The following is a 4249-nucleotide window of genomic DNA, read 5'->3' as shown; positions in this document are numbered from 1 at the left end:
TCATACGGGTTGGGCGAGGCGCAGCCGGCCAACATGGCCACAGCGGTAGCAACAATAATCAAACGAGGCGTGGTGAACATGAAGAGCTCCTGGTTTTTTCGCATTCTGTGTGGCAGCGGCCCTAGGCAATAGACCTGTGCGGGCGTTGGATCATGACAATGCCGAAAAATTCCGCCACACACTCATGACAAAATGTTTAGGCGCGCACGAACGGGTTTTCCCGCATTTCGTCCCCGAGACGCGTGTCCGGACCATGTCCGGCAACGACGATTGCGTCTTCGTCGAGGGTGTACAGCCGCTGCTTGATCGAACGCACGATGGTGGCCTGATCGCCGCCCCATAAATCAGTGCGCCCTACCCCGCGACGAAACAGCGTGTCGCCGGCAATCAACAGCTTAGCCTCGGAAAACCAAAAGCTCATGGAACCTGGCGTATGCCCCGGCGTGTGCAGCGCCACGCCGCAGCCGCACGCCAGCTCTTCGTCATCGCTCAGCCAGCGGTCCGGTGATGGCACCGGGGTGTAAGGCACCCCGAACATCTGGCATTGCATCTCCAGGTTATCCCAGAGGAACTGATCGTCTTTATGCAGATGCAGGGTCGCACCGGTTTTTTCTTTCATCTGCCCGGAAGCGAGGAAGTGATCGAGATGCGCGTGGGTGTGAATGATGCTGACCACCTTCAACCCCAAAGCGTCGAGACGCGCCATGATCAGATCGGGATTGCCACCCGGATCGACGACGATGGCTTTTTTCGTGATCGGGTCGCCGATGATGGTGCAGTTGCACTGGAGCGGGCCGACGGGAAAGGTTTCGCGGATCAGTAAGTAATCATGTTTATTCGTAGACATTTATAATTGAGCTAAACCCTTTTTTCGATTTGCCTGCACAGTTCTCAAGTATTTTAACCAAGATAAAAAACGACATCAACAACCATACTCATCTAAGCGCCATGATAATGAAGTGTGATGGCAAACAGTCGCATCTTCAGCATTGCTGGAGTTTCTCAAACTATCGCCCGCCTGTAGAATATCTGCCTGCCAACCACGACAACAAACTCTAAAGGAATAGATAATTGAAAACATTGAAACACAAACTAAAAAATGAACAACTCCGTGCAATTGAGAAAATCACAGATTCCAAAAGTGAGTTCCCGGACAAAAACTTAACACTTAACACTTAACACTTAACACTTAACACTTAACACTTAACACCTCTACACCATTCAAAAAATCCGAAGACAAACATTACACGACAAAAGAATCACTTTACCTGGAAGTTTATTTCGAATTAATCCTTAACATAGAACTTTCAGACTACGGCGCGGATTTCGATGAAGACGAACTCGAGAAAAACCTGGGATCAAATGACAGCGAGCCGCTCCGATTAGAGATACTTGAAATCGACCATAAGAATCAGAAACCAACATTAGAAGGTGGAATATTCGGCGACATAATCCACGCCTCCGCCAACAACCCGATTGCCAGGCTGCTGATATCCGGCTTCAGACCTAACACTTATAAAAAATTAGATCTTTACAAAACCCTGGCATGCGAAGCATTCCTTTTGGAAAAGCGCGGCGATGTAAAACTAAGCTTCTTCACTTATTTCACCGAACTAGAAGCATTCATAACACTAGAGCTTGAGTATTATAAAAAAGGCTTACACCCAGAACTCTACCATGCACTTGAACATTTAAGCATCGACGAAAAAATCAGAATTGCAACAAAAGAAGCATGCATGATTGAAATTGAAGACCTCAAGAAGATTTCTGTATGGGGAAACTTAATGGAAGAATTAAAGAAAACTAAAACTTACGCAACAAAATTGCCCACGCCCGCGCTCGAGCAGAAATAAACTCCGAAGAGGTTGATTTTGTTTTCCACTGCTTGAGCAGCATTATTGCAACAATTAAAAATAACAGCCTAGATTTTTCCTCTATCAAAACGTACATTTTATAGCAATCACCCCACATCACCACTATCGCTCTAAAAAACACAACGGGCACACCATGAAAGAACACTCTGTTTCAATAGTCTCGGGACTGGCGGGAGTCATTATAGGTGCATTGCTGCAGTTCGCAATCACCTATCAGCTCGTAGAAAAACCAAAAATCGCCATTGAAGAAAAAAAGACAGCCATTGAAGTTCAAAGAATAATTTCAAACCTTTCAACAAATGTAGACACCAAATGTACTAGCGAAAAAAATGACACCTGGACTTGGCACATCAACTGTTTCCTAACCAACAAGGGTACCTTCCCGGTAAAGCTAAAAATCGAAGAGGTCTCCTTGTATTTGGTCTCCGACCATAAAAGGCTCCCCCTAAAAAAAGGTGAAAATTTTTCGTTCATCTTCCCTAAAGATGACTACAACCCAACTCTGAACCCGGGAGCTGGTGGGTACATGGATTACTACCTCACGTTCAAGAGAGAAAAATATCCTGATGGCATCCAGGAAGTTCCCACTGGCGTCAACACACTCTTTGAGTTTGAAACTTCCCTCGCTGCGCAAAAATTCCTATCGGACAACTTTCCCGACGCGACCGACTTCATTTCAGAATACTCCAAAGCGAGACTTAATTTCATGACGTTGCTAATAGACTGAAATAGTCAAAATGAGGGTAGCCATAGCGAAATACCCTATGGCTAACTTTTCACATTAACAATCCCAGCTCCTTCGCCCGCGCCACCGCCTGTGTGCGCCGCTCGACCCCCAATTTGCTGTTGATATGGCTGGCATGGGTTTTCACCGTGTGCAGAGAGATGAACAACTGCTCGCTGATCTCCTGATTCGAACAGCCTTGGGCGATCAGGCGCAGTACCGCCAATTCGCGGCTACTGAGTTGTTCGGCCACTCCGCAATCCAACACTGGGCGAGACGCTACTGGCGGGAAGTGTTCAAGTAGTTGTTGTCCTGTCAGCAACGGTGAAGCCTGCAGTTGGCTACGTAACCAACCCTCATGTCCCGCGATCAAGGCATCGAATGGCTGCAGCACGCCTCCGGCTGCGGCTTCCAGCGCCTGGCCCAACGCCCTGCGCGCTTCCGGCTCGCGCGCGCCTGCCAACAGCAATGCGACCTTCTGCGTCAACGCCATCACGCTGAGCAATTGCCGCCCGGTCTGCTGGCCGTTTTCATGCAGCACGTTCAAGCGTCCTTCGGCGAGCATCGGTTGCCCTTGAATCATGTCGAGCAGTGCCTGCTGCAGTTCGACATGCAACGGCAATTGCGGATGAAACTCCGGCGGCGCCGCCGCACGCTCACCGGTGTAGGTTTGCCCGAGTCGCGCCAGCCAGGCCTCGGCCAGATCGGTGCGCCCCTGCGCCAGCCACAATTCGCATTTGACCAGGGTGATCATCGCCAGATAGTAAATCGGCGGCACATCCCAGATGTGCATCAGGCGCTCGGCTTCGGCCAGTTCGGCGAAGGCCTTGGCGAACTCGCCAGTCGCACCGTCCAGCCTGGCGATCACGCAGTGCCCGATCAACACACTGATGTCGCGGCAGGCTCGTGCCTCACCGATACCGGCCAGTAATCGCACGCGTGCGGCCTGAGGCTGCAAGCGCATCGCCAGCAGGAAGCCTTCGTACAACGTCAACCGTGCGCGCACCGCATACAAGCGTTGCGGCGACAGGCCACGCAAGCGCTCCAGGCCCTGATGCACTTCATCCAGTGCGCGCAGAATCTCGCCACGCGATTGCAGGACGCGGGCACGGTCGTAATGCGCCAGCGCCTCGAACAAGGGATTGCCGACGCGTTGCGCCAGTTCGAGGGATTCACGATTCAAGCCTCGGGCGCGCCACAGGTCGCCGTCGGCAATCGCGAGGTTGGACAATGTCGACAGGCACATCAACCGCTGGCCGTAGCGCTTGGCTGGCAAGCTCTCCAAAGCCTCGGTGCAATATCGGATCGTCAGTTCTCGATGTCCGCGCCCCCGGGCGATGATCCCGCTCAACGCCAGCCATTGCGCCAGCATCGACTTTTGCGCGGTGGCCGAAGGTGCCGGCAGGAAACGGCTCAGATGGCTGGCAAGCTCCTCGGCAGCATCGAGCTGACACGCCAGCCCCAGCGCCCAGCTGTACAGCACGATCAGGCGCGGGGTGCTGATCAGCAGGCTGTCGGGCAAGTCCATTTTCCAGCGCAGCAACATGCCGACGTTTTGCTCGGCCAGCAATTGCTCCTCGGACAGGTTCTGCACCAGATTCGCCGCCACGTCGAGATGGCCGGCACGCAACGCTTGCTCCACGGCCTCGTC

The 4249-nt window shown here is 52.2% G+C and carries 4 protein-coding genes and 1 pseudogene; 2 read left to right on the top strand and 3 right to left on the bottom strand.

Annotated elements, in window-relative coordinates; translation table 11 throughout:
- Window positions 1-80 (bottom strand): annotated as a pseudogene (locus DBR24_RS08165) (cell envelope biogenesis protein OmpA); the annotation flags it as partial.
- 116 nt (window positions 81-196) lie between these two features.
- Entirely contained in the window at window positions 197-847 is a 651-nt protein-coding gene (locus DBR24_RS08160; RefSeq protein ID WP_128614465.1) for an MBL fold metallo-hydrolase, read from the bottom strand.
- Between the two features lie 715 nt (window positions 848-1562).
- Here DBR24_RS08160 and DBR24_RS08155 point away from each other — a divergent pair.
- Both DBR24_RS08155 and DBR24_RS08150 read left to right on the top strand, forming a co-directional pair.
- Complete coding sequence (locus DBR24_RS08155; protein WP_128614464.1) at window positions 1563-1853, top strand: hypothetical protein; 291 nt, start codon at window positions 1563-1565, stop codon at window positions 1851-1853.
- Between the two features lie 154 nt (window positions 1854-2007).
- On the top strand, window positions 2008-2601 hold the full coding sequence (locus DBR24_RS08150) for a hypothetical protein (protein ID WP_128614463.1): 594 nt from the start codon (window positions 2008-2010) through the stop codon (window positions 2599-2601).
- A 49-nt stretch (window positions 2602-2650) separates the two neighbouring features.
- Here the strand turns inward: DBR24_RS08150 and DBR24_RS31715 are convergent.
- Window positions 2651-4249, bottom strand: a 1599-nt coding sequence (locus DBR24_RS31715) for a LuxR C-terminal-related transcriptional regulator (RefSeq protein WP_256591337.1), incomplete at its 5' end; no start/stop codon positions are given.

Origin of the sequence: Pseudomonas sp. HMWF006 (genome assembly GCF_003061205.1) — a bacterium.
In the GTDB taxonomy this organism is placed as follows: domain Bacteria; phylum Pseudomonadota; class Gammaproteobacteria; order Pseudomonadales; family Pseudomonadaceae; genus Aquipseudomonas; species Aquipseudomonas monsensis.
Note: the sequence above shows the minus strand (reverse complement) of the source record. Positions and strands in the feature narration are given on the sequence as shown.

Coding starts and splice junctions, on each gene's coding strand:
- DBR24_RS08150 (WP_128614463.1), top strand. CDS start 2,008: ATGAAAGAACACTCTGTTTCAATAGTCTCGGGACTGGCGGGAGTCATT.
- DBR24_RS08160 (WP_128614465.1), bottom strand. CDS start 847: ATGTCTACGAATAAACATGATTACTTACTGATCCGCGAAACCTTTCCC.